The 24,674-nt window shown below is 37.1% G+C and carries 27 protein-coding genes; 24 read left to right on the plus strand and 3 right to left on the minus strand.

Annotation, left to right across the window (positions count from 1 at the left end):
* Positions 1-94: 94 nt before the first annotated feature.
* From AKA01nite_RS05655 to ileS, 18 genes are all read left to right on the plus strand, one after another.
* Positions 95-655: a YceD family protein gene (locus AKA01nite_RS05655; protein WP_186805114.1), complete on the plus strand. Its 561-nt coding sequence runs from the start codon at positions 95-97 to the stop codon at positions 653-655.
* A 40-nt stretch (positions 656-695) separates the two neighbouring features.
* Complete coding sequence (gene rpmF, locus AKA01nite_RS05660; protein WP_091489072.1) at positions 696-875, plus strand: 50S ribosomal protein L32; 180 nt, start codon at positions 696-698, stop codon at positions 873-875.
* Between the two features lie 155 nt (positions 876-1,030).
* Positions 1,031-1,369: a DUF3397 family protein gene (locus tag AKA01nite_RS09470; RefSeq protein ID WP_371860864.1), complete on the plus strand. Its 339-nt coding sequence runs from the start codon at positions 1,031-1,033 to the stop codon at positions 1,367-1,369.
* 180 nt (positions 1,370-1,549) lie between these two features.
* Positions 1,550-1,981, plus strand: a complete 432-nt coding sequence (gene mraZ / locus AKA01nite_RS05670) for a division/cell wall cluster transcriptional repressor MraZ (protein ID WP_146924353.1) — start codon at positions 1,550-1,552, stop codon at positions 1,979-1,981.
* Positions 1,982-2,008: 27 nt separating this feature from the next.
* A complete protein-coding gene (rsmH, locus tag AKA01nite_RS05675; protein WP_146924354.1) occupies positions 2,009-2,962 on the plus strand; it encodes a 16S rRNA (cytosine(1402)-N(4))-methyltransferase RsmH in 954 nt (317 codons plus the stop codon).
* A 38-nt stretch (positions 2,963-3,000) separates the two neighbouring features.
* On the plus strand, positions 3,001-3,387 hold the full coding sequence (gene ftsL / locus AKA01nite_RS05680) for a cell division protein FtsL (protein WP_146924355.1): 387 nt from the start codon (positions 3,001-3,003) through the stop codon (positions 3,385-3,387).
* Positions 3,384-5,558 (plus strand): penicillin-binding transpeptidase domain-containing protein, encoded by a 2,175-nt coding sequence (locus AKA01nite_RS05685; RefSeq protein WP_146924356.1) that lies wholly within the window; start codon positions 3,384-3,386, stop codon positions 5,556-5,558. Before ftsL ends, AKA01nite_RS05685 begins: the two co-directional genes overlap by 4 nt.
* A gap of 26 nt (positions 5,559-5,584) precedes the next feature.
* Complete coding sequence (mraY, locus tag AKA01nite_RS05690; RefSeq protein ID WP_146924357.1) at positions 5,585-6,547, plus strand: phospho-N-acetylmuramoyl-pentapeptide-transferase; 963 nt, start codon at positions 5,585-5,587, stop codon at positions 6,545-6,547.
* A 95-nt stretch (positions 6,548-6,642) separates the two neighbouring features.
* Complete coding sequence (murD, locus tag AKA01nite_RS05695; protein ID WP_146924358.1) at positions 6,643-8,016, plus strand: UDP-N-acetylmuramoyl-L-alanine--D-glutamate ligase; 1,374 nt, start codon at positions 6,643-6,645, stop codon at positions 8,014-8,016.
* Positions 8,017-8,045: 29 nt separating this feature from the next.
* A complete protein-coding gene (gene murG / locus AKA01nite_RS05700) occupies positions 8,046-9,182 on the plus strand; it encodes an undecaprenyldiphospho-muramoylpentapeptide beta-N-acetylglucosaminyltransferase (RefSeq protein WP_146924359.1) in 1,137 nt (378 codons plus the stop codon).
* An 11-nt stretch (positions 9,183-9,193) separates the two neighbouring features.
* The gene (locus AKA01nite_RS05705; RefSeq protein WP_146924360.1) at positions 9,194-9,988 is read left to right on the plus strand and encodes a cell division protein FtsQ/DivIB; all 795 of its coding nucleotides are present in this window, start codon (positions 9,194-9,196) and stop codon (positions 9,986-9,988) included.
* Between the two features lie 221 nt (positions 9,989-10,209).
* Positions 10,210-11,520, plus strand: coding sequence for a cell division protein FtsA (gene ftsA / locus AKA01nite_RS05710; protein WP_186805115.1), 1,311 nt, complete (start codon positions 10,210-10,212; stop codon positions 11,518-11,520).
* Positions 11,521-11,550: 30 nt separating this feature from the next.
* The gene (ftsZ, locus tag AKA01nite_RS05715) at positions 11,551-12,768 is read left to right on the plus strand and encodes a cell division protein FtsZ (RefSeq protein WP_146924362.1); all 1,218 of its coding nucleotides are present in this window, start codon (positions 11,551-11,553) and stop codon (positions 12,766-12,768) included.
* A 23-nt stretch (positions 12,769-12,791) separates the two neighbouring features.
* Positions 12,792-13,265, plus strand: coding sequence for a cell division protein SepF (locus tag AKA01nite_RS05720; RefSeq protein WP_146924363.1), 474 nt, complete (start codon positions 12,792-12,794; stop codon positions 13,263-13,265).
* Between the two features lie 25 nt (positions 13,266-13,290).
* Positions 13,291-13,581 carry a YggT family protein gene (locus tag AKA01nite_RS05725; protein ID WP_146924364.1) on the plus strand — a complete coding sequence of 97 codons (291 nt, stop codon included), beginning with the start codon at positions 13,291-13,293 and terminating at the stop codon, positions 13,579-13,581.
* A 16-nt stretch (positions 13,582-13,597) separates the two neighbouring features.
* Entirely contained in the window at positions 13,598-14,383 is a 786-nt protein-coding gene (locus AKA01nite_RS05730; RefSeq protein ID WP_146924365.1) for a YlmH family RNA-binding protein, read from the plus strand.
* Positions 14,384-14,414: 31 nt separating this feature from the next.
* Complete coding sequence (locus tag AKA01nite_RS05735; protein WP_146924366.1) at positions 14,415-15,062, plus strand: DivIVA domain-containing protein; 648 nt, start codon at positions 14,415-14,417, stop codon at positions 15,060-15,062.
* 271 nt (positions 15,063-15,333) lie between these two features.
* Positions 15,334-18,114, plus strand: a complete 2,781-nt coding sequence (ileS, locus tag AKA01nite_RS05740; protein WP_146924367.1) for an isoleucine--tRNA ligase — start codon at positions 15,334-15,336, stop codon at positions 18,112-18,114.
* A 51-nt stretch (positions 18,115-18,165) separates the two neighbouring features.
* On the opposite strand, the gene AKA01nite_RS05745 is transcribed toward ileS, so the two are convergent.
* The 3 genes from AKA01nite_RS05745 to AKA01nite_RS05755 all read right to left on the minus strand — a co-directional run bounded on the left by AKA01nite_RS05745 (position 18,166) and on the right by AKA01nite_RS05755 (position 20,430).
* The gene (locus tag AKA01nite_RS05745) at positions 18,166-18,408 is read right to left on the minus strand and encodes a GlsB/YeaQ/YmgE family stress response membrane protein (protein ID WP_146924368.1); all 243 of its coding nucleotides are present in this window, start codon (positions 18,406-18,408) and stop codon (positions 18,166-18,168) included.
* A gap of 96 nt (positions 18,409-18,504) precedes the next feature.
* The gene (locus AKA01nite_RS05750) at positions 18,505-19,695 is read right to left on the minus strand and encodes a toxic anion resistance protein (protein ID WP_146924369.1); all 1,191 of its coding nucleotides are present in this window, start codon (positions 19,693-19,695) and stop codon (positions 18,505-18,507) included.
* A 42-nt stretch (positions 19,696-19,737) separates the two neighbouring features.
* Positions 19,738-20,430, minus strand: a complete 693-nt coding sequence (locus AKA01nite_RS05755) for a 5-bromo-4-chloroindolyl phosphate hydrolysis family protein (protein ID WP_146924370.1) — start codon at positions 20,428-20,430, stop codon at positions 19,738-19,740.
* A gap of 120 nt (positions 20,431-20,550) precedes the next feature.
* Between AKA01nite_RS05755 and AKA01nite_RS05760 the strand changes: the two genes are divergently transcribed.
* From AKA01nite_RS05760 to AKA01nite_RS05785, 6 genes are all read left to right on the plus strand, one after another.
* Positions 20,551-21,150: an NUDIX hydrolase gene (locus AKA01nite_RS05760; protein WP_246117001.1), complete on the plus strand. Its 600-nt coding sequence runs from the start codon at positions 20,551-20,553 to the stop codon at positions 21,148-21,150.
* Between the two features lie 2 nt (positions 21,151-21,152).
* On the plus strand, positions 21,153-21,398 hold the full coding sequence (locus AKA01nite_RS05765) for a hypothetical protein (protein ID WP_146924371.1): 246 nt from the start codon (positions 21,153-21,155) through the stop codon (positions 21,396-21,398).
* An 18-nt stretch (positions 21,399-21,416) separates the two neighbouring features.
* Positions 21,417-22,109 (plus strand): 5'-methylthioadenosine/adenosylhomocysteine nucleosidase, encoded by a 693-nt coding sequence (locus AKA01nite_RS05770; RefSeq protein ID WP_146924372.1) that lies wholly within the window; start codon positions 21,417-21,419, stop codon positions 22,107-22,109.
* A gap of 33 nt (positions 22,110-22,142) precedes the next feature.
* Entirely contained in the window at positions 22,143-22,778 is a 636-nt protein-coding gene (locus AKA01nite_RS05775; protein WP_146924373.1) for a DUF1054 family protein, read from the plus strand.
* The gene (locus AKA01nite_RS05780) at positions 22,775-23,332 is read left to right on the plus strand and encodes a sugar O-acetyltransferase (RefSeq protein ID WP_146924374.1); all 558 of its coding nucleotides are present in this window, start codon (positions 22,775-22,777) and stop codon (positions 23,330-23,332) included. The genes AKA01nite_RS05775 and AKA01nite_RS05780 overlap by 4 nt, the downstream gene beginning before the upstream one ends.
* A 156-nt stretch (positions 23,333-23,488) precedes the next feature.
* A complete protein-coding gene (locus AKA01nite_RS05785; protein WP_146924375.1) occupies positions 23,489-24,616 on the plus strand; it encodes a baeRF6 domain-containing protein in 1,128 nt (375 codons plus the stop codon).
* Positions 24,617-24,674: the final 58 nt, after the last annotated feature.

Consider the following 24,674-nt stretch of genomic DNA (forward strand, 5'->3'; position numbering starts at 1 on the left):
AAATATAAAAATAGATTGACATAAGCTTTTTAAACTAGTATAATTATTTTTGTTGCTCAATTAATAAAAGACGTTAAGCACTGAGGTGAAGTCTGTGAAAATAAAATGGGCATTAAATGAATTGAAAAAACACCAAGATTCTTCGCTGACTTTAGACGGGTCTGTCGATTTAGAGAAGTCTTTAAAAGAAAGAGACGATGATATCATTGCGGCAAGTCCGGTTTCTTTAAAAGGGTTACTCACAGTGGACGAAAAATCCGTTTATTATGTTGATATGACGATTGAAGTCACTGTCACCTTACCTTCTTCACGCTCATTAGAGCCGGTCGAATTGAAGATGACTATACCTTTTTCAGAAATATATCTGGCAGCTGATACTTCAGCTAGTCTAGAGCAATTTGGAGAAGAAGAATTGGTCGAACAATTACAGTCTGAAGTATTAGATCTGAAAAAACCGATTGAAGATGCGATATTGGCAAGCAAACCAAGTCAAATCTTCACATCAGAAGAACGTTTGTCAGATGAAATGCCTAAAGGTAAAGATTGGGTCGTTTTGCCGGAAGATCAGCATAGCAATGCTATGTTTTCAACTGATGGTAACGGAGATCCCAGGTTTGCAGTTCTTGAAGATCTCATTAAAGACAATAACGAGTGATAAGTAGAAACAGAAACCTTTTAAGGAGGTGTGTTGGAAAATGGCAGTACCTAAAAGAAGAACATCTACTAGTAGAAAAGCAAAAAGACGTACTCATATCAAATTGGATCTTCCAAACATGAGTGATTGTCCAAACTGTGGAGAAGTAAAACGTAATCATCACGTTTGTCCTTCATGTGGACATTACGCTGGTAAAGAAGTTATCAATAAAGAAGCGTAATCCAGTCTGGATATTAATTATTAAAAAAGTGCTTATGGCGAATGCTATAAGCACTTTTTTAATATTTTCTGTGGTATAATAATTCCTGGTTAATATACTGAAAATCTACAAGAAATGGAAGTGAGTTCATGTACACAATTAGAGAGTTGTTCCCGATGATCGGATTTTATTTAGTCCCTTTCGTTATTCTGTTCTTTTCCAGATGGGTCAGTAGCTACTTCAAACGGCTGAGGATATCAGTAAAATTAGTTGATCTTATCATTCCGTATATGTTCATGCTTTTGTTTATTATGAGTCAGATGTATTTACCAATAAATCTTATTCCGTATATTTTTATTGTCATCTCAATTGTGGGTATAATATTATCGACGTATTTCACCTTTTTTAAAAAAAAATTAAGCGTATATTTCTTTATCAGAATCTGGTGGCGTATTGTCTTTATCGTTTGTCTGATTTTTTACATAGCAACAGGAATATGGATCATTTATTTGTAAAAATCTATGAAGGTTTCAGTCATGAAAATTTAATAAACGCTTGTTCCCTAGCCGTTTCCATAAGCGGCTGGTTTTTTTTATGTTGAAAAATAAAAGCAAGATTTTTTAACTTATATTTTGTGGTGGAAAGTGGGGAATTGTGGTAGACTTTAACATATAAGTGGAAGGAGGGACATCATATTGTTATTAGGCGAGTATAAGCACTCTATTGATACTAAAGGACGATTGATCGTCCCTTCTAAATTTAGAGATGACTTAGGAACTAACTTCATTGTGACTAGAGGTCTGGACGGTTGTCTCTTTGGATATCCTATAAACGAGTGGCAGCAGCTCGAACAAAAATTAAAACAGCTGCCACTTGCAAAAAAAGAAACGAGAGCGTTTACACGCTTTCTTTATTCTGCAGCGACTGAATGTTCTTTTGATAAACAAGGACGTATAAATCTACCCAGCACATTAATTAAGCATGCTGGGCTAAAAAAAACATGCTACATCATTGGTGTGTCAGATCGAATAGAAATTTGGAGTGAAGAAAGATGGACATCATTTGCAGAAGAGGCAAATGAATCTTTTGAAGAAATCGCTGAGGAAATGATCGACTTTGGTTTTTAAATACCTTAGGAGCAGAGGAGTACCACAATGTTGAAATTTGAACATGAAACAGTATTATTAAACGAAACAGTAGATGGGCTAAGTATAAAGCCTGACGGTATTTATGTAGACTGTACCTTAGGCGGTGCCGGCCATACGGCACTTTTGCTGGACAAGCTTGGATCGGATGAGCGTGTTTATGCATTTGATCAAGATATGATCGCAATACAGAATGCTCGCAAAGAGTTATCGGATGAATATGAAAGCGGGAAACTAGTATTTATTCATGATAATTTTAGAAATTTAAAAAAAGCACTTCAAGATGAAAATATATTTAAAATAGACGGTATACTTTATGATTTAGGGGTTTCTTCTCCACAACTAGACGTTACAGAACGAGGTTTCAGTTATCATAGAAATGCCCGATTAGATATGAGAATGAACCAGAATCAAAAACTTACTGCACATGATATTGTCAATCAATGGGATTACAGCAGTCTGGTCCGTATTTTTTTCCGCTACGGCGAAGAAAAATTTTCAAAACAAATTGCACGGAAGATTGAAAGTAAGCGAGCCGAACAAACGATAGATACAACACATGATTTAGTAGATATTATAAAAGATGCAATCCCTGCACCTGCTAGAAGAAAAGGCGGACATCCTGCAAAACGAATCTTTCAAGCTCTGCGTATAGCAGTTAATGACGAACTTGGTGCACTAGAGGATTCACTTGAACAGGCTGTAGACATGTTGAAAGTTGGTGGCCGAATAAGTGTGATCACTTTCCATTCCTTGGAAGACCGTATCGTGAAACAGCTATATAAAAGTTATTCAGAACTGCCTGACTTGCCTCGCGGGTTACCGGTTATACCAGATGATAAACAACCTGTATTAAAAATGATAAATAAAAAACCTATACTGCCAGAAGCAGACGAACTGAACCAGAATAATCGCTCACGAAGTGCTAAACTGCGAATTGCAGAAAAACAGAGAGAAAATTAATAGACATTAAATATAGTTGTAGAAAGGAGACGATTACAATGATGAATGATAATCTAGCAAGGCCTTTGATAGATGAAACGCAACATAAACCACAACCCTATGCTGATCAAAAATATAACCAGAATAAAGACATACCGGAAAAAACATATAAAAAAGGACTTACTCGTATTGAGATGATTGTCAGCAGTTTGTTCTTATCTGTGCTTTTTATTATGGCGGCAGGACATATTACATTATCTATGCAAGTATCCACAATGAATAGAAGTATTCAGGATATCAAAACAGAGTCATCTCTAATGCAAGTTGAAAATACTAATTACGAACAGAATGTTCAGGAATTATCACGATATGATCGTGTGTATTCTATTGCTAAGAAGAATGAACTCAAAATGAACGAAGAGCAAATTAGGAATGTATTTAAATGAAACAGCTAAAGAGAAAGATAAAAGGAGCAAACCCTTTTCGTAATAGAAGATATATAGCGATCGTGCTGTATATTTTTTGTTTTTTGTTATTTTTCGGTATTTTTTCTCGTTTAGCATGGATAATGGTCAAAGGTGAGGTCAATGGGGAAAATTTAGATTCAAATGTACACAGTCTTTATACAAGAAATAATATCCTGAAAGCGAATCGCGGAACGATATATGATGCTTTTGGGAATCCAATTGCTATGGACTCCAATACTTATAAAATGATAGCTGTCTTGACAGATGAATGGTCTACATCTGAGCGGCCCATTCATGTTCAAAAACCAGAAAAAGTTGCAAAAATTTTAACCAGACATTTACCGATGAGTGAAGAAGCGCTGCTCGAAAAACTGACGAAGGACAATAGTCAGGTTGAATTTGGGACTGCCGGTAAAAATTTAACTTTTGAAACAGTTAATGCAATTAAAGAAGAGCTTGAAAAAGAAAACTTGACAGGCATAACATTTGAAGAGAAGAAAAGCCGACTTTATCCCAATGGTGTGTTTGCTTCACACACTATTGGACTGGCACAAAACGACACAGAAAACCAAAAAGAGCAAACACTTGAAGGTGTGCTTGGGTTGGAAAAAGAATTTGATGATATTTTAAGCGGCGAGGATGGCTGGATCGAATATCAAAGGGACCGGTTCGGGTATGTAATACCTAACCAGGAAATCAAAGAGGTCCAACCTGCTGATGGAAAGGATATACACTTGACACTGGATAGACGCCTGCAGATTTTTCTGGAGAGCATCGTAGAAGAAGTCAACAAAGAACACGAACCGGAAGTTCTGACTGCTACTTTGATGAATGCCAAGTCAGGCGCAATCATTGCAACCACCCAGCGCCCGACATTCAATGGTACGACAAAAGAAGGAATAGATCAGACATGGCAGAATTATCTGACTGAGTACACATTCGATCCGGGATCTACGTTTAAAGTAATGACTTTGGCCTCAGCAATAGAAGAAGGTACATTCAAACCGAATGATTATTATCAGTCCGGCAAGATCCAAGTTGGTGGAGGAACGGTCCACGACGTTAAACCTGAAGGCTGGGGACAAATATCATATCTTGAAGGTGTTGCGCGTTCCAGTAACGTAGCCTTTGTCCATCAGGTACAGAAAATGGGTCTGGATACATGGAAAAAACATCTGGACAGTTATGGTTTCGGGAAGAAAACAGGTATATCATTACCCAATGAATATGCTGGGGCAAACCCGTTTGGCGGCGTTCTTCAAAAAGTGAATACCTCTTTTGGCCAAGGAATCTCTGTTACTCCTGTGCAGATGCTTCAAGCTTTTTCTGCTGTAACTAACAAAGGAAAAATGGTTGGACCGCATTTAGTGAAAAAAATCAGTGATAATCAGACTCATGAGGAAGAAATATTCGAGCCAGTTGAAACAGCTACTTTGATATCTGAAGAATCAGCTGATCAAACACTTGAATATTTAACTGAAACAGTATACAGTGATGTGGGTACAGCTAGAGGCTATGCAATAGAGGGCTTTAAAATAGCAGCTAAAACCGGAACTGCCCAAATCGTGGGTGACAACGGAAGTTACTTGAAAGGCGGCTCCAATTACGTGTATTCTATCGTAGGAATGGGACCAGTTGAGGATCCAGAGCTTATATTTTATGTTACGGTACAAAAACCTGAATTAAACGGGGTAGGACATGGAAGTCATGTTGTCCAAAAAATATTTAATCCGGTAATGAAAAGGGCTCTTGAATACTATTCTTTAGAGAATACCGGAACCGCCTTTGATTTAGAGTACGAAAACATCGATAATATGATTCAAAAAAACACTCAAACAGTGCTCGATGATCAGAATCTTGAAGAAAAAAATGTCAGTATTATCGGTACAGGCAATACGATTGTTCAACAATATCCCATCCCTGGCTCTGAAATAAATAAATCTGATAGAATCATACTTATGACAAATGGAGCGATGACTCTTCCGGATTTAACAGGCTGGTCCAGGAGTGATGTTCTTAAACTATCAGAAATGACAGGGATCAAAGTTTCTTTTGAAGGGGAAGGATTTGTTGATTCCCAGAATTTACCTGTCAATTCTTTTATAGAGAGTGAGACAGAAATCACAGTATCTTTATCAGCAAACGAATAAAATAGTTTCATGAAAGGAAAAAAATAGTGCAGATCACAGAATTACTTTATCCCTTTATTTTAAGTGGATTGATCGTTGCGGGTTTAACACCGGTATTTATTAAAATTTTTAGAAAGAGACAACTGGGACAAACGACTAGAGGCGAAGGACCTTCTTGGCATCAAGTTAAATCAGGGACACCTACAATGGGTGGAATAGCCATCCTCATTGCTGTGTCCATCATAACAGTGCTTTTCGGCCGGATATATCCGGTTAGAAGCAACCTCGTTTTGTTGTTAACATTTATATTACTAATATACGGAAGCATAGGCTTTATTGATGATTACATCAAGGTCATGATGAAGCGTAACTTAGGATTGACGAGTTTACAGAAATTGATAGGCCAAATTATAGCGGCGGTACTTTTTTATCTTGGGGTATCACAAATACTAGGTATAGAGAGCATCGCATTACCTTTTGGGGTCAGTTTGAATTTAGGTATATTCTACCTTGTTTTCGTACTCTTTTGGCTTGTTGGATTTTCAAATGCCACGAATTTGACAGATGGACTTGATGGATTGCTGACAACCACTGCTTTTATTGCCTATTTTAGTTACACAGTGATAGCTGTCGTCCAAGATCAATATGAAGTGGCTATTTTCACCAGTGCTATATTGGGTGCATTGGCAGGCTTTTTCTTATTCAACAAAAAACCAGCTCAAATATTCATGGGAGATGTTGGCTCGCTGGCATTAGGCGCAGGACTAGCCGGTGTGTCTATCATATTGAACCAAGAGTGGACGTTATTGCTGATAGGGATAATATTTGTTGCAGAAACAGCGAGTGTGATGCTTCAAGTCTCATCTTTCAAGTTAACAGGTAAGAGATTATTCAAAATGAGCCCGATCCATCATCACTTTGAAATGGTTGGGTGGGGAGAGTGGAAGATAGTTATCGTCTTTTCACTTATTACTCTAGCTGCTTCAATAGTGACATTGCTGATTTTATAACAAAATTAAAAACTGGCAGTAGTCTTTCTACTTCCAGTTTTTTTAAATTCACTGTACAATCTTACATAAGATAGTTAAAAAAGAGGGATTTTTAGATGAAAAACACAACATACTTCAATGATAAAAATGTTTTAGTTCTAGGTCTTGCGGTTTCAGGATATAATACCGCGTTACTGCTTTTTCGTTTAGGAGCTAAAGTAGTGGTCAACGATTTCAAAGATTTGAGCGATAATAAAGAAGCAGAGGACTTGAAGAATAAAGGAATAAAAGTGATTTCTGGTGGACATCCTATGAACATTTTAGAGAAGCCATTGGATTTCATAGTGAAAAATCCGGGAATACCGTACTCAAATCCGCTGATTAAAAAGGCAATGAGTAAAAAAATAAAAATCATTACTGAAGTGGAACTTGCAGATATGATCTCCGAAAGTCCGGTCATCGCAATTACTGGAACAAATGGTAAAACAACTACAACGATGATGTGTGAAGCACTTTTGAATCAAAATCGTTCAGAGGGAAAGGCTTATGCAGTGGGGAATATCGGAGTGCCTGCAAGTCTTGTAGCACAAGAAAGTTCAAAAAAAGATGACTTGATCATGGAAGTTTCAAGTTTTCAATTAATGGGTACTGATAAGTTTCATCCATCGATTGCGGTCATTACTAATATATATTCGGCGCATTTAGATTATCATAAAAACCGGAAAGAATATGTCGAGGCCAAAATGGCTATTACAAAAAATCAGAAAGAGACCGATTATATTGTCTTTAACCGAGATCAGGAAGAACTTACTCAATTAATAGCTCAAGGAGCTAAAGCTGAATCTATCCCTTTTTCAAGAAAAAAAGCACTGGGCTACGGGACATTCATTAAAAACAATAGGATAATGTTTAATGACGAAGAGGTTATGCCCGTTGATGATTTACTGATACCTGGCGAACATAATTTGGAGAATGCTTTGGCAGCTATCACGGTAGCAAAGCTAAAGGGGGTCCCAAATGAAGATATCAAACAAGCATTCAATCGTTTTAAAGGGGTAAAACATCGTTTGCAGCTTGTAGATACAGTCAATGGCAGAACATTTTACAATGACTCCAAAGCGACAAATGTTCTGGCAACCAAACATGCTCTTGAAAGCTTTTCCCGCCCAGTAATTTTAATTGCCGGTGGATTAGATAGAAAAGAATCACACGAAGAGTTGATTCCAGTACTCGAAAAACACGTTAAAGCAGTAGTGACCTTTGGTGAAACAAAAAGTCAGTTAGCCGAAGCAGCCAATAAAGCACACGTAGACACAGTGATTATTAAAGATACTGTTTCAAATGCTGCAAGAGAAGCCTTTAAAAACAGTGAGGAAGGCGATGTTATAGTGTTATCACCAGCTTGTGCCAGCTGGGATCAATATGCGAATTTTGAAGAACGTGGGAATGATTTTATTGAAACAGTCAGAAAGATAAGTCAGTCAATCTGAAAAGGGGGAAGCACTCAGGTGCATACATGATGAAAATATTAGTTACAGGCGGCGGAACCGGGGGACACATTTATCCTGCTCTTGCATTAATGAACAGAATGAAAGAACTTGATGGGGAAACTGAATTTTTATATGTAGGAACACATCGTGGTCTGGAAAGTACGATTGTCCCAGATCAAGGCTATGCGTTTGAACCACTGAAAGTCGAAGGATTTAAGCGAGACATGAGCATTAAAGGTATCTTGTATAATCTGAACACAGTGAAACTCTTTCTGTCGTCAGTATTCAAAGCCAAGGCAATAGTGAGAAAGTTTCAGCCGGACATCGTTATTGGCACAGGAGGGTATGTCAGCGCTCCTGTATGCTATGCAGCTGCTAAATTGAAAGTACCTACGATCATTCATGAACAGAACAGTGTTGTAGGATTGACCAATAAATTCCTTTCCAGATATGTCTCAGCTATTGCTGTATGCTTTGAAGAGGCACGGGAACAATTTGGGAAATATCAACATAAAATCGTATATACAGGTAATCCACGTGCGCAAGAGGTGTCAGGATATAAAGAAACAGATGTATTGAAAAAATATAATTTAAACCCAAAAAAACCTACAGTACTTATATTTGGCGGGAGTCGTGGAGCTCTCAAGATTAATGAAGCCGTTCTAAAAATGGGTGATAAATTAATGGAAAAATCTTATCAGACACTATTTATCACTGGGAAACAACATTATGCGTCCATAAAAGAGAAGTTTGACAAAGATAAACTTATGAATAAAGATAGGAATAATAATCTGGCGATCGTTCCATATATCAATGAATTGCCTCAAGTTTTTGCATCGGTATCCTTGGTGGTCTCTCGCAGTGGCGCAACAACTCTTGCAGAGTTGACTTCGCTTGGAATACCGAGCATCCTGATACCTAGTCCAAATGTTACAGAAGATCATCAAACTAAAAATGCTCAAAGTCTTGTCGACAAAAATGCTGCTTTAATGATCAGAGAGTCTGAGCTGAATGAGGATATTTTGATGAATAAAATAGATTTTCTAATGAATAATGCGGTTGAGAGAATTAAAATGAGCCAAGCATCTAAAGAACTGGGTAAACCTAATGCATCAGATTTGATCATTAATATCATTTTGAAACTATTAAAAAATGAGTCACTTTAGGAGATAGTTCTATGGGGAAGAATAAGAAAGAATATAAAAAAACTGAAAAAAGTCCTGAGTCTTCTGTGATATATTTAAAAAACAATAAAAATAGATTTTTAAAATGGGGTCTGCTTGTCACCTTATTTACTTTGATATTGCTCATCTCGGTTTATTTTATCAGTCCTTACCGGCTTGTGGAGAACATCTATGTAACCGGGGCAAATGAAGTTTATGATCAGAAAATTCTCGATTCCAGTGGGTTGAAATCCGGGGAGTCGATTTGGGAATATTATTTTGACAAAAGCGAAATAGAAGAACAGGTTATGAATTCTGATCCTCAAATAAAAAATGTTGAATTGTCATTATCTGGATTGCAAGATTACACCTTAGCTGTTGAAGAGTACGAAACAGTTGCTTATCTGACTGAAGAAGATAAGTATAAAAAGATATTGGAAAACGGGGATATTTTGACTGCGTCTACAGCCAACATGGACGCCGAATATCCAATACTTCATGATTTTAAAAAAGGAAGAGTTCTAGAACAGTTTCTTGAAGAATATAAACAGGTGGATAAGAAAGTCAAAGATCAGATTTCAGAGATAGAGTACATGAAAAATAAACCAGGGAAAAGACTCATTTATATCTTCATGAATGATGGCAACGAGGTTCTGGTCACTGTGCCTGACTTTTCTGAGCGGCTCAATTATTATCAAGAAATGAAGGGAGCAGTGGATAAAAGAAAAGGATTGTTTGATTTAGAAGCCGGTGCGTATTTCAAGCCATTTTCTGATGAAGAAGAAAATGAAGAAAAAAATAATGAATAGACAGAAAGAATAGCCCATTATAAGGTTCTTGCTATCTGTTATGTATCATTTATTATGGGCTGTTACATAAAAGTAATCGAAAAAAACTGATAAATCAGTAAACACACTTCATTATAAGACTCATTTTATGGTAAAATGAATTGGAGTAATAACTTTAATAATAAAAAAATTTAAATTATCTAGAAGACGAATAAGTATTGAAGATAGGAGGTTTCAATAAATTGAAAAATGGTGTGTATACAAGCTTGGATATTGGAACCACTTCAATTAAAGTCATTGTTTCTGAAGTTATAAATAATCAGATGAATGTTATTGGAGTTGGAAGCGAACGAACAGACGGTATAAGTAAGGGATTAATCGTTGATATAGATGAAACGGCTCAATCAATCAAAAAAGCTGTCAATCAGGCAGAAGAAAAAGCAGGTATTTCCATCGATTCACTGATCATAGGCGTACCTGCCGTAAATATTGAAATCGAACCCTTTCACGTTAATGTCAACGTTTCAAGCACTAATCAGGAAATTAATGATGAAGTCATCCATACTATGGTGAAACAGATCCGTGAAAAAAAAGTTTCTTCAGATCAGACGCTACTTTCCATAATGATCGAAGAATTTATAATAGACGGATTTGATGGAATCAAAGACCCGAGAAAAATGGTTGGTGATCAGATAGAATGTTATGGCACGGTATTGACTATTTCAAAAACTGTGCTGCACAATATCAAAAAAAGTATCAACAATGCAGGCTATGTCATCGATGATTTACTTTTCCAGCCTAAAGCGATGTCTGAACTGATAATGTCAGAGGATGAGAGACGTTTTGGCACGATACAGATTGATATGGGAGGCGGACAAACGACGGTTTCTGCTGTTCATGACCAGCAAGTCAAATTCTCTAAAATGATCAAAGAAGGCGGATATAACATTACTAAAGACATATCGGTCGTTTTGAATACATCTTTGAAAAATGCAGAAAAAATTAAAAGAGAAGTGGGCTATGCGTTTGTTGACGAAAATGATTTAAACAACAGCCAGTCTATTTCTATAGATGTGGTGGGACAGGACCAAAAGTCTCAAGTAAAAGAATCATATATAGCTGAAATCATTGAAGCAAGAGCGGCACAAATTTTTGAGCAAGTCAAAGCAGAGCTTGATGAAATAGGTGCTTTAGAACTTCCGGGCGGCGTTATACTGACAGGTGGAACATCAGCTATTCCATTAATAGAAGAACTGGCTGAAGACATATTTGAAGTCAATGTCAAAAAATATGTCCCTGATTTTATGGGGGTGCGCTACCCATCGTTTACGAACGGAATCTCACTAGTCTATTATAAATCAAGCATGGACGATCTTCATGAGATGATGAATCATTATGCGCTGTTCAACGAGAAAGAACCACCCAAAAAAATGATGAAAGCGCAGGAAAACGGTACATCAGAGTTATCTGTTCAACAATACAAGGATACCCAAGATAAAAGCGAAACATTTATGGATAAATTCAAAAAATTCTTGAAGCATTTTTTTGATTAGTAATTAATTTTCTACAGGAGGATAAACAATATGGATCTAGAATTTGACTCTTTTGCTGCAAATGGAGCAAAGTTAAAAGTAATTGGTGTAGGTGGAGCAGGTGGTAATGCTGTCAATCGCATGATCGAAGATGGCGTTGAAGGTGTGGAATTTATTGTAGCCAATACAGACCTGCAGGCTTTAGATATGATGAGTGCTGAAACTAAAATACAGCTCGGACCTAAGCTGACGCGTGGACTGGGTGCAGGTGCCAATCCTGAAGTGGGGAAGAAATCTGCTGAAGAAAGTGAAGAAGCTATCGCTGAAGCTTTAAGTGGCGCAGATATGGTTTTCGTAACTGCTGGAATGGGTGGCGGAACAGGGACAGGTGCTGCCGGAATCGTTGCAAGAATTGCCAAAGAACAAGGTGCATTGACAGTGGGCGTGATCACTCGACCGTTTACATTTGAAGGGCCGAAAAAAGGACGCTTTGCTGCCGAAGGAATCGCTTCCATGCGTGAACATGTGGATACACTGGTAACTATTTCAAATAACCGTCTCCTTGAAATCGTTGATAAAAAGACACCAATGATGGAAGCTTTTAGAGAAGCAGACAATGTCTTGCGTCAAGGGGTACAGGGGATATCTGATCTGATCACAAATCCTGGGTATGTCAATCTGGACTTTGCTGACGTGAAGACTGTCATGGAAAATCAGGGATCAGCCTTAATGGGGATCGGTACAGCTACGGGCGAAAACAGAACTGCAGAAGCAACTAAAAAAGCGATTTCTTCTCCACTTCTTGAGGTATCTCTGGATGGAGCTGAAAATGTTCTGCTCAATATTACAGGTGGTTCTGATTTGACACTATTTGAAGCGCAGGACGCTTCAGATATCGTCTCAGCTGCAGCAACTAATGAAGTGAATATCATTTTCGGTACATCGGTAAATGAAGAATTAGGGGATGAGGTCGTTGTTACAGTTATAGCAACGGGAATAGACCCTGAAAAACGAGGATCCCAGTCCAAACAGACTAAACAGAAAAGCGCTAACCAGACTTCAACGGTAAACAAAGAAAAGGATCCATTCGGTAACTGGGATATTAGAAAAGAACCGAATCTGAGAGATAGACATAATGCCGATTTAGACGAAAAAAATAAAAACAAAACAGACTCAACTAAAAATCTTTTCGAACGAGAAGATTCATCAGAAAACAAAGCTGATGATGAAATCGACACACCGCCTTTCTTTAGAAGAAGACGTAAATAATTCATTGGAAAGGATGAATATAGATGAGTTTAAAAGATAAATTCAATAATTATTTTTCTCTAAATGACTCGGATGATGATTTTGAATATGAAAGTACTGAAAGCACTGAAAATATGGTCCAAAAAGAAAGAGAGAAATCACCGAAACCTTTAGCAGTAGAAAACAGAAAAATGAATCATAAAAGTTTAAATCAAAATATCGTGGCAATCAATCAGCAGCAGGCTATAAAAAAACCTAAAATAAAGGTGGTTGAACCACGCTTATACTCAGACGTTCAGTCTATTGCAGATATATTATTAAATAATCAATCTGTGATCCTCAACTTCAGGAGGATGGAAAAAAATCAGGCGAAAAAAATGCTCGATTTTCTAATGGGGGCAACCTATGCCGTTAAAGGAGATATCGAACGACTAGGCGAAGAAATATTTATCTGCACACCTCAGTCATTTGAAATCGATGGCTCAGAACTGCAGTCACTAAAAAATAATGATTTTTAATTAGAATGGGGTTCCAATTCATACTATGTCAGCACAAATTTTAATAACACTACACAGATTGGTGATGCAAGGTATTGACCTTTATAGAATAGCGCTGGTCGTTTATTTTCTATTGTCCTGGATGCCGGGAGGGTACCAGTCTAAGCTTGGGCAATTCCTTATTCGCATCTGCGAACCTTATGTTGGGATTTTTCGACAGTTTGTTCCGCCGATCGGTATGATCAGTTTAGCAGGAATCGTAGCCTTTTTCGCTTTGAGATTTATTGAGTATGGTGTTACAGCCGTATTTCAACTTGTTTTTAATCTATTAATTTAAATTGGATGATGATTAAATGGAAGAGATTTATCAACATTTTAGAGAAGAAGAGAAAGTTTTCATAGATAAAGTGATTGACTGGATTCATAAAGTTGAATTTCAATATTCACCTTATCTCACTCCTTTTTTAAATCCTAGGGAACAATATATTGTAGAATCGATGATTGGACGACATAACGATATTAAATGGGAGTCATTTGGTGGTTATGAAGCAGCAGAAAGAAAACGGCTGTTTCTTTCTCCATCATACTTTGAACCTGCTCAAGACGATTTTGAAATAAAAACTGCTGAAATCCGATATCCTAAAAAGTTTGCAGAATTATCACACGGTAAAATATTGGGTTCTCTTTTGGGTTCAGGCCTTAAGCGTGAAATGATCGGTGACATTATAACAGATGGAGAAGACTGGCAGTTCTTTATCGATCAGACTATTATGGAGTATCTATATTCTTCATTATCTAAAATCGGAAATATCACTGTCAAACTTGAAGAAATTCCTTATACAGATATCCTTTTACCTAAAGATACTTGGGATGAGCAGACGCTCATTGTTTCTTCTTTGCGACTCGATGTGGTATTAGCCAGTGTATTCAACTTTTCCAGACAAAAATCCAAAGAACTTATTTCATCGAACAATGTGAAAATAAACTGGGTTGACGTCATGCGTCCGGATATCGTTTTAGGCATCCATGATATTGTTTCTATAAGGAAATATGGACGCATAAGAATAAATGCGATGGAAGGGAAAACAAAAAAAGAGAAAATCAGATTGAAGTTGGGGATCTTGGATCGAAATAGATAAAAAAGACTAATAAAATATGGAGGTGTTGTCCATGGCTTTAACACCAATGGATATACATAATAAAGAATTTCCTGTTAAAATGAGAGGCTATGATCAGGATCAGGTCAATGATTATCTTGACCAGATCATTAAAGATTATGAAATGCTTTTAAAACAGAAAAAAGAAACTGAAAAAAAATTGGACATGTCTGAAGAAAAACTAGCTAATTATGATCAGATGCATGATTCTTTAAACAAATCGATCCTCGTGGCTCAAGAAGCAGCAGACAGATTGAAGCTGAATGCCGAAAAAGAAGCTGAAATGATCACAAAAGAAGCAACTACAAATGCATCCAATCTCATCCATGAAGCTGAAAACAATGCAGATGAGTTATTGAAAAATGCAGTAAACAAAGCACGTAAGATCGAACAGGAAACAGAGGAACTTAGAAAACAAAGCAGAATATTTAGACAAAGGCTTCAATTAATGATAGAATCTCAATTGGAGTTAGTAAAAAAAGAAGAATGGGACGATATATTACAGCCGCCGCTTTCGGATGAAGCTGAAATAGAGACTATCAAAGAAGTAAAAAAAGAATTAGATGAAAAAAATGAAGAAACAGAAAAAATAGACAGTGAGATGACAGACATATCAGCTAATGAGTCATTTGAAGAAAGTATATCTCCTGCAGCAAATTAATATTAATTTAAATAAACAACAAAATTTTTGAGATAGCTTTTAAAGTGAAAACTTAACAGAGAGTCAAATAATGCTGAGAATTTGACAGGCGGAAACTTTGATCGATCACTCAAAATAAACATATGATGAATAGAGTAGTTATTTGCGTATTCCTGCGTTAAAGGATCAAGAAAAAGTATTTAAACTTTTTAAATTAAGGTGGTACCACGAAGATTTCGTCCTTTCAGGATGGAGTCTTTTTTTATTAAAATAAAAAATCAAGGGTGATAATATGGAAATGAAAGAAACATTGAATTTGCTGAAAACCAAATTCCCAATGAGGGCAAATTTACCAAATAAAGAAATAGAGAGACAAAAAGAATGGAACGAACAAGAGATTTATACTAAAAGACAGGAACTTAACAAGGATAAACCGGCTTTCATATTACACGATGGCCCTCCTTATGCTAATGGGAATATTCACATCGGGCATGCATTAAATAAAATATCAAAAGATATCATTGTAAGATATAAGTCGATGTCTGGTTATCGCGCACCCTATGTGCCCGGATGGGATACACACGGACTTCCTATCGAACAGGCTCTGACTAATACCGGTGTAGACAGAAAATCAATGTCGATTGCAGAGTTCAGAAAACTGTGTGTAGATTATGCCTGGAAGCAAATAAACAAACAGCGCGATGACTTTAAACGATTAGGTATTTCGGGTGAATGGGATAATCCTTATGTTACTTTGAATAAACAATATGAATCAGAACAAATTCGTGTATTTGGAAAAATGGCTGAAAAAGGTTATATATACAGAGGCTTGAAACCCATCTACTGGTCCCCGTCAAGTGAATCCGCACTAGCTGAAGCTGAAATAGAATACCATGATGTTCGTTCTCCAAATATCTATGTCGCTTTCGACGTAAGAGAAGGAAACTCGGTGCTAGAAGAGGGAACCTCTTTTGTGATTTGGACGACGACACCATGGACGTTGCCAGCTAACTTGGCTATTACCGTGAAGCCAGATGCTGAGTATGGCGTGTATGAGGTAGATGGAAGAAAATTTGTTGTTGCTGTAGATCTAGTGGATAAAGTAGCAGAAACACTAGAATGGCACAATATAAGACTGATAAAAGAAGTTTCAGGTAAAGAATTGGAAGGAATAAAGGCCAAGCATCCATTTTATGACCGGGACTCCTTGCTCATTGTTGGCGACCATGTCACACTGGAAGACGGGACAGGTTTAGTCCACACGGCACCTGGCCACGGTGAAGATGATTACATCGTTTGTCAGAAATATGATTTGCCAGTTATATCTCCAGTAGACAGTAAAGGATGTTTTACCGATGAAGCCCCTGGTCTTGAGGGTGTGTTTTATGATAAAGCAAATAAAACCATTACAGAATGGTTGGAGGAGAATAATGCACTACTGAAACTGGATTTCTTTACGCATAGTTATCCGCATGATTGGAGAACTAAAAAACCTGTTATCTTCAGGGCAACACCTCAGTGGTTTGCTTCTATCAAAGACTTCAGACAAGATATCCTGGATTCTATAAAAGATGTGGACTGGCTCCAGCCTTGGGGGATGCAGCGCATCTATAACATGGTTCGAGATCGTGGGGACTGGGTCATATCAAGACAGCGTGCCTGGGGGGTTCCATTGCCTATTTTTTATGCAGAAAATGGCGAATCGATCATTACACCAGAGACAACTGAACATGTTGCCAAACTGTTTGCTGAGTATGGTTCCAATGTCTGGTTTGAAAGAGAAGCAAAAGATTTATTACCAGAAGGATTCAAGCACGAAGCAAGTCCCAATGGTCATTTTGAAAAGGAAACGGACATTATGGATGTCTGGTTCGATTCAGGTTCTTCCCATCAGGCAGTGCTGCGTCAAAGAGAAAATCTTGAATTCCCTGCTGATATGTATCTAGAGGGATCTGATCAGTATAGAGGCTGGTTCAATTCAAGTTTGACAACGTCTGTAGCGATAAATGGAGTTCCCCCTTATAAGTCAGTGCTGTCACAAGGGATGGTTCTGGATGGAAAAGGGAAGAAAATGAGTAAATCTATCGGAAATGTTATTGATCCGAATAAAGTGATCAAACAGATGGGTGCCGATCTTATCCGTCTATGGGTGTCTAGTGTTGACACACAAGCGGATGTAAGGGTAAGTATGGAAATCCTGCAGCAAGTATCAGAAGTATACAGAAAAATAAGAAATACGATCCGTTTTCTCATTCAAAACACTGAAGACTTTAATATCAGAGAAAATGGTATTGCATATGATGACTTGAGACCTGTTGATCAGTATTTAATGAATAAACTGAATATGACGGTTGAGCATGTGACTGACGGTTATGAACGTTATAACTTCTCGGATATATTCAAAGAGATCAATCACTTCTTGACGCTAGACGTTTCAAATTTTTATGCTAACTTTGCCAAAGATGTTCTTTATATCGATGCACCGGATTCTTACGATAGACGTGCGATGCAGACGGTCTTTTATCATATAACAACAGAATTGACTAAACTATTGACTCCAATCCTTCCACATACAGCTGAAGAAATATGGAACTATCTGGAAGAAGAGGAAAATTATGTTCAGTTGTCTGAATTCCCACAAGTAAAAGATTACGAAAATTCAGAGAAATTGATGAATCAGTGGCGTCAGTTTATGTCTCTTCGGGATAAAGTACTGAAGGCAAACGAAGTGGCTCGGGAAAACAAGATCATTGGAAAAGACTTCGAAGCCAAAACAACGATTTATGCCTCTGAAACCATTAAAGAACTATTGACTGATTTGAATAGTGATATCAGACAAATATTGATTGCTTCTGAGGTAAATATAAAAGATTTGGAAGCTAAACCTGAGAATGAACGTATTTTAGACTTTGAAGATGTCTCGATTCTTGTTGAAAAAATGCCTGGAGAGGTATGTACACGTTGTCGCATAACAACTGAAGAAGGTATTAAACTTTCTGAAGATGAATTTTTATGTCAACGCTGCTACGATATCTGTGAAGAACACTATCCAGAAGTATTAAACAAAAAATAAAGAGTAAAATAAAAAACTTCCTCGTTCGAGGAAGTTTTTTTTATAATTATTTTATAAACGACTTGCAATCAAACCATAAAGGAAGACGACGATGATTGCTCCGATAATAGCTGGAATAACATAAAAGTCAGCTAGTTGAGGCCCCCATGAGAATAGGAATTGTCCTGCCCAAGCACCGATAAAACCAATGATTATATTACCAATAATACCGCCTGGTACATCCGTGCCTACTATTGCCTGACCGATCGCCCCGATAATTCCTCCAATGATAAGTGACCATATAAATCCTAACATATTAACCTCTCCTTTTTCTTGATTATCTTACTTTTCAAGTATAGGATATTGCCACATTTTATTCAAATAATTTGCTTCTTACACAAATCAGTCGATTTAATCATTGGACTCAGTCAATTTAAGCAGCTGATTGCGCAGGCTGCTTTCTAATTGAGTAAGCTGTACTTCGGCTTCTTTACGTTTAGAACGGCCATCTTTTTGTATATTTAAAGTTTCTTCAAGTGTTTCGATCAAATCAGATTGCGTTTTTTCAAGAGTCTCTATATCAATGATACTTCGCTCATTCTCTCTTGCTGTCTCAATAGAAGACTGTTTAAGCATTTCAGAATTCTTCTTCAGCAAGTCGTTGGTTGTTTCAGAGACTTGCCTTTGAGCTGTCACTGCTTCTTTTTGACGAAGGAGTGTCAAAGCGACAACGATTTGGTTTTTCCACAAAGGAATGGCAGTATTGATCGACGTCTGAATTTTTTCAGATAAAGCCTGGTTTGTATTTTGAATAAGTCTGATCTGAGGTGCTTGTTGAATAGTCATTTGACGGGCGGTTTTCAAGTCATAGACTCGTTTATCGAGTCGACTCAAAAACTGATTCAAATCATTCACCTTTTGAACTTCCATCTGATTGTTGCTGGTTTCGGCTTGTTCGATTGCTTTAGGGATACTTTCGTTCTGTAATTGTTCCATTTTAACTTCACCGGCAGCAATGTAAACGTTTAAAGCTTCAAAGTACTCGTAGTTTTTATCATATAACTCTTCAAGCATTTCATTATCTTTTAAAAGGAGTTCGCGTTCCTTATCTAATTTCACTGCTATTTTATCAACTTGAGCACCGATTTTCTGATATTTGGCTGTGGTTTCGTAAATCGATCGATTGATTTTTCTGAAAAACTTTTTGAAAATATTCTGATTTTCAGCTTTAAGTTCATTAGGGTCTGCTTCATTCAGTCGAAACATTAAATCATTCAACGTCTCACCAATGTGATTGGTTTCCTGATTTTGAACATGATTAAGCACGCTATGTGAAAATTCGCCTAATTTCTTTTGAGCTTGAGCGCCATAATTCAATAATGAATCTGTGTCTGTCGTATCGATCTGTTTCGCCAAATCATAAGCCTGTTCTTTACGCTGTTCACTTAACGTATCAATGATTTTTTTTGATTTGGAAGATTTAGTGACAATTGATTTGTTTGCTTTTGGATCCATTTCATTCGTACCGAAGGGATCGGACAATAAGTGATCTATTTCCGACGAACGATTATTTTCTAAATTTTCATTTTGATTGGCTGACATACTATACACCTCTTGTAAATTTGTTTGCTGGTCAGTTATTATTTAAATCGTATCATCAAATGAGTGGCTGGTTGTATTGTCTTTACTGAATGATTGTTTAGCGGACTCAATTTCGACTGACATATCCTCGATATCATCTTCTTTAAATCTGACGTAGTCTTCAGCAATCTGTTCACACATCTTATCGATTGTATCGGCAGATTTTTGAAGTATGTCATAAGTGGTCTTGCTCTTAGCTTTATGACTTTCTATTTCCACATATTTTTTTGACAGATCCGCCAGTGACGGTAGATGAACATAGAGAAATTTATCGACATCATGAAGGCGGTCGGGTTCATTAGTAATGTTTTTGAATAACTCTTTAGCTAAAGAAACCGTATTGTTACGATGTTCAATGGCTTTTAACTTTCCGGACTGATTCATATTTTCATCTATAGTAATGATTTGCTGGTGTGCCTGAGACATTGTACGACGGAAATAACTGATATCTTCTTTTGATAGACCTTTCGATAAATAAAAGGCTTCCTTCTCTTTAGACAGCCGCGGGAGTCTCTGATCAGTCTGGACTGCAGTCTTATTAGTCATAACATTAAGCATGACTATACCTATTCCGATGCTTAATAAAAAGGAGACCAGAATATTAATTTCAAAACCTACCAGTAATAAAAAGATGAACATGATAATAAACAAAATGAGTGCGTAAATGAGATTCAAACGAGTATTTGAGCGTTTCATAATTTAATCCTCCATTTCAGTCAATAGATAATTATCTTCTGCATTTATAATATCACAAAATACCCTGATTGTTATATAAGACCTAAGATGGATTTTATATAGGATGAATTATTTGATTAAATGGGTTATGATAAAAATACATTTAAAGGAGATGACATCATGCTTTTTTACGAAGAGACAATCAAGAGTACATCGATTTATAAAGGGAACATCACTGAATATGTCGTCGAAGACGTTAAATTACCTGATGGAAAACAGGCCAAAAGAGAAATAGTGCGTCACGACAGCGCAGCAGCGGTTTTACCTTTTACTAAGGATGGAGAACTTATATTAGTTAAACAGTACCGTAAAGCCATCGATCAGATAAGTATTGAAATCCCAGCAGGACTACAAGATAAAACGGACAAGGATGGGATGGAAACAGCCAAGCGCGAATTAGAAGAAGAGACAGGCTATAAAGCAAAAAAGTGGTCGTTTGTCACTTCTTTTTACAGTACTCCAGGTTTTACAGATGAATTTTTAGAAATTTATGAAGCGACTGACTTATACCTTGCAGAAGATCCGCTGAGTCAGGATGAAGATGAGAATCTAGAGTTGATTACCGCATCTTATGAGCAGGCCTGGGACCTTTACCATAAAGGATTACTCAGAGATTCAAAAACAGTTTTTGCATTATTTTACTGGAAAATGAAGAAGTTAGATATAAAGCTAGGGGAATAAGTATGTCATCTAGAGTCAAGAAAAAACAGGAAGAAAACAGGATGGAAAAAGAAAGAAGAAATCTTGAAAGGAAAAAGAGAAAAGCAGATAAAAAAAATGAAAAAAAATTAAATAAAACCGGGCGGACAGCTAAAAAAAGGTCAAATGAAATGAGTAAATATAGACGTGTTGAAAAACAATTGACACTTGCTATAATCATCGTTGCTTTACTATTGCTGATTGTTTTATTTTATGTTTTTTTCATATAATGTAAAGGAAGTTTTAGAATGAGAATAGGTATTATTGCTGCTATGGAACAAGAAGCACAGACAATTATTGATCGGCTGCAGTATTTGAAAAGTTCTACAAAAGCTAATCAGCAGTTTTATGAAGGAGATATAGGTAAAGCACATATCGTTCTGGTACAGTCAGGGATAGGGAAGGTGAATGCAGCTATAGCGACAACATTACTCATTGAAAGCTATAAAGTCGAAGCTGTAATCAATACAGGTTCTGCAGGCGGCATCGGAGTGGATCTGTCAGTTGAAGATTTAGTCATTTCAAATGAACTTTCCTATAATGATGCGGATGCACGTGCTTTTGGTTACGTTTATGGACAAATACCTCAGATGCCGGTGACCTACTTATCTGATCCTGGATTAGTTGAAAAGTTTAAACAGGCAGCTGTAAAGAAAAGTTGGACGATTAAAGAAGGCCTTATTGTTACAGGAGATTCATTTATAAGTGATGCAGGCAAGGTTAGAGAGATTCGAAAAAATTTCGAAAATGCTTTAGTAACTGAAATGGAAGGCGCTGCCGTGGCTCAGACATGCTATCAATTTGATACTCCCTTTGTGGTTATTCGTGCTGTATCGGACGTCTCGGATGCAGAAGCTTCTTATTCGTTTGATGAATTTATCGAAAGAGTAGGAAAGAAATCCGCAGAGACAGTGCTGGAATTTATTTCACTTATCGATTGATTTTAATATTAAGAAAGTGAAAGAAGGAATAAAATGAAGGTTTGCTTTGATTATAAAGATTTTGAGATCTTTGATATTGAAGATTTAGAGGGAAGAATGAAAGCAATAAGAGAGAATATACAGCCTGTGTTTCAGTATTTTGGCGATACACTGTTAGAAAGTATCAACGACTACACTGGATATGCAGGGAGTTTTCATATTGCAAAGCATAGAAGACGGACGGTTAATCCACCTGGATCAACATGGAGTGCATTCGGAGGGAATAAGCGTGGGTATAAAAAATATCCGCATATACAGATAGGCATCAATGAAAAATATATTTTCATGTTCCTTGCTATCATCGATAATCCCAGACATGAGAAAACAATGGCCAGATATCTTTTGGATAACCCCTCTTTATGGTCAGGATTGAGCGAAGAATATCATGTTTCTCGTGACCATACAAAGATAGCACTAATAAAAGCTGATGACTACAGCATAAGTACAACATTGCAGCATGTGAATGCTGTCAAAAAAGGTGAATTTATGATCGGGAGGATTATGACTCCTGACAGTGAGCACCTACAAACCTGCGAAAGTCAAGAAAGCTTTTTCAAGGAAACTTTAGTCACACTTCTTCCTGCATATAAAGCATTACTTGAGCTTTACCACAAGGAGGAGAACAGATGAAAAGTGAGATCGAAAAAATGATTGCAGGTGAACTGTACAGACCTGAAGATGAAGAACTGGTAATTAAAAGAAGATCAGCACGTCTAAAAGCACACCGTTTCAATCAAGTTGAGAGTGATCAGAAAAGAATGGATATAATTAAAAAATTATTTGGAAGCACCGGGGAGAACATCAAGATCGAGCCCACTATTAGAGTGGACTACGGGTTCAATATACATGTCGGCGAAAATTTCTATGCAAATTTCAATTGTGTTTTTTTAGATGTCTGTCCTATTAAAATAGGAAAAAATGTAATGATTGGACCAGGAGTGAGTTTAGTTACACCGGAACACCCACTAGAAGCAGCAGCACGTAATTCAGGATATGAATTTGGAAGACCGATAACGATCGGCGATAACTGCTGGGTAGGTGCTGACGCTACGATCGTTGGCGGAGTAACGTTAGGGGATAATGTCGTTGTCGCAGCCGGTGCTGTTGTGAAAGACTCTTTCCCTGACAATGTTGTCGTCGGCGGAGTACCTGCTAAAATCATAAAAACGATTGATCCAGATTGAAAAATAAACGTCATCTCACCATTTAAACTGCTCATATTTAGCGTATCTTTAGACAATTTTTATTAAGTTCGATATGATGTAAGTATAGAACTCTTCTGAAGCCAGTATCGGTAAGACTGGTGTTTTAGAAGAAATAATGAATGGAAGGTGAAGCACATGAAAGAACTGTTTACGTTTCCAACTGATGAACTTTTAGAGGAAAAAGAGGTTGTCGTTTCAATATCACTGAATTCAGAATCCAACTCTTTTGAAACAGAAGCAAATCAGATACAATTTCAAAATTTATTAAAAGAAGCCAAAGAAAAACTTTGCGAGAAGTATGACGAAAAGTTTTGTGAATCATTGCTTGAAAAAGTCGATGGATTAAGAGAGAATACTGATTTTTGGAGAAAAATGACAGAAAGTGTCGTCATTTATATTACTCCCCAGAATGTATATTTCTACAGATTGAGTGTTCCGATCAGTACTGGAACAGTTGTTTCTGATCAGCCGTATATACTACCGCTGATAACGAACTTCCAGTATATTAGCTACTACCACTTGCTTTGCTTGAATCATGATAAATTCAGACTATTTAATGGTCGTGGAAGTAAAGTTCAGGAAGTCGAGTTGCCAGATGATGCACCTACAACCTTGACTGAAGCCTTAGGCGATGAACTTACTGGCGGAAAACTGAACGTAGGTAGCTATGGCGATGGAGCCGGCCAGGGGATGTTCCATGGGCATAATGAAAAAAGCGGTGAAGTGGAAATCGATCAGATAAATTACTTCAGAGTCGTTGATAAGTATATTTATGATAATTTCTCCAAACCGACAGAATTACCACTTGTTTTATTTGCTTTGCCGGAAAATATCGCTGACTTCGAAAAAATATCCAAAAATGAATTTCTGGATGAAACAAAAGTTGAAGCGTCGCCTGCTCAACTCTCAAATCAGGAAATACAGGATAAAACGAGTGAAGTTGTTGATGAGATCGTAAACAGACGCTATCATTCACTGGTAAAACGCTATGAAGAAACTACTCCTGAATACAAATTGGATGCACAGTATAATGATCTGGCTATGGCAAGTATCCAGGGCAAAATCGACACATTGCTGTTGGAAAACCATTACCAAGTACGTGGACGTATCGATGAAAATGGTCAATACCATGAAGGGACTGAAATGAACATTTATGTTAATCAGTTAGTTCATAATGTATTGAAAGCCAACGGAAAAGTGTATGTACTGGAAAAAGCCAGCATGCCTTCTGATACTGGAATAGCTGCATTGCTTAGATTCTAAGCATTGGAGCTGAAACTCTCTTGATTATTTAACTTGTACCTTCTGGAACCAATAAGCT

Source organism: Alkalibacterium kapii, assembly GCF_007988865.1.
Lineage (GTDB): Bacteria > Bacillota > Bacilli > Lactobacillales > Carnobacteriaceae_A > Alkalibacterium > Alkalibacterium kapii.